We start from the raw sequence: 1,691 nt of genomic DNA, 5'->3' as shown, positions 1-1,691 counted from the left end.
TCTCGTGAGTCCTAAGTTTTTCTGGAAGCCATGAACGCACCTCTCCCCCAAGTCCCAATTCTATGGCCAGAGAATTCGATTTATAACACCTTCGTCACGTCTCAATGACAGTGGTTTCGGGTTTCGCTTTCAACTCTGTCCCTTGACGTTCTGGCTCAACTACTTTTTTCGAAAAAATATAGCCTTGAATTTCTCGTATTACCGCGCCAGGAGCGAGACTGAATAAATCCCGGACAAGTAAATCCGCAATAACGAATTTGACCGTCCGCTCCGAGGGCAACTTGCGAGATTTTGTCCTCAAAAAACCTTTGAACGCTTTCCATACAGATTTTTGATATTTAATCGATATTAATTGCAACAACCCCAGAGCGATAGCTCCGATCATCACAAAACGTTCATATGCAGCAAAGCAAAGCCTAACTTTTCCCATTTGCTCACTGCTCTTCGTTTTTTTTAAATCTTTGTTCTTGCTGGGCTTCCGGGAGTGGCGTTCCAGGCTTTTGGTCCAGAATCGATAACGAAAAACACCCATGATATTTTTGAGCATGTCAAACATGGTTTCAATACGAACTCTGGCGCAATAAAGTTCAAGAGCGGCAACAGCATCCTGATTCAGGTCGCTGCACATCAATATAATAGGACCACGTTTGGTAACCGCCAGCACAAAACGGATTAAACATGATGTCGGCTTCCACAATAAATCCAGAGAAGCAATTGAAACCATCTCAACTTTTCCATAAATGTTGCACTCCACATTTGAAAAGTGTTCTCGATGATCAAACAGCTCGGACACCTTTATTTTTTCACCATATTGACGTGGACGTCCCGGCCCCCTTTTCCGTGGCTGCTTCGCTTCAAAATAAGCTACACAGTTCTTTTTGGCTCTTATAACCAACGTCAGCAATGGACATTGATGCCTGATGGACCACACAGCTTGGGCCAATTTGAATACAGCCCGGCCAGGGGAAAAAAGCATCCAGTACAAGGATGCTCGGTATATCGTGTCTTATAACAAAATCAAGAGCCATTTGAACAATACGTGTTCCCAACGTATCATTGTTTTCTCCCTTTTGACCTTCTTCATTTACATGAACAAGACCCTGATGAATCCCAAGAGACAATGGTAGACAAAAAGGAGAGACCATAGAACCAATCAGCATGCCGATGGCCCCCCAATAATGCCCTCGAAAATACGATGGCTTGCTCTGGGTTTCAGAATGCTGATGCATGATAAGCACGCATGGCATTTGGCGCCCGTCCTTGGGAACACAGGTATGGTCACCCAGTAAAACTTTTCGCTCATGGGAGAGCACTGTTTCATTTTGAGAAAGAACAAATTTCCACCAGAATTCTACAACTTTGTTTAAGGACCAGGTAGAGGCTCTAAAAAAATGAAGAAGCGCCTTGTAACCTCTTGTACCCAAACCCCAAAATTGACAAAAAGAAGTGACGGCTCTCATCTCATGGGTACCTATAAATCCCAGTATTACCATGCAAAACATAACCCAAGTAATATTCCTTGAAAAAGCCTTGCGGAAAAACATCAGGGTCTGATAAACATACGTTAGCATTTTGATCCTTTCTTTGTTGAGCTTGGTCGCTTATAATATTGAAAGGTTCAGAATGCGCTCATCCCTTTCAGATGTCACGCAATTTCTTAAATATTCAAAAAAACTTAGGACTCACGAGTT

General features: G+C 42.8%; 2 protein-coding genes. Both read right to left on the bottom strand.

Translation table 11 applies throughout. The annotated features are described in order from the left end of the window. Nucleotides 1-94 precede the first annotated feature (94 nt). On the bottom strand, nt 95-904 hold the full coding sequence (locus B9A32_RS20920) for a hypothetical protein (protein WP_232367259.1): 810 nt from the start codon (nt 902-904) through the stop codon (nt 95-97). Beyond that, on the bottom strand, nt 855-1,571 hold the full coding sequence (locus B9A32_RS20915; RefSeq protein WP_084072131.1) for a transposase: 717 nt from the start codon (nt 1,569-1,571) through the stop codon (nt 855-857). Before B9A32_RS20915 ends, B9A32_RS20920 begins: the two co-directional genes overlap by 50 nt. Between the last annotated feature and the right edge of the window lie 120 nt (nt 1,572-1,691).

Source organism: Desulfocicer vacuolatum DSM 3385 (assembly GCF_900176365.1).
Taxonomy (GTDB): Bacteria; Desulfobacterota; Desulfobacteria; order Desulfobacterales; family Desulfobacteraceae; genus Desulfocicer; species Desulfocicer vacuolatum.
This window is presented reverse-complemented; position numbering and strand designations above follow the sequence as displayed.

Excerpts from the sequence above, each read along its gene's own strand:
- B9A32_RS20915 (WP_084072131.1), bottom strand. The coding sequence starts at position 1,571 with ATGCTAACGTATGTTTATCAGACCCTGATGTTTTTCCGCAAGGCTTTT.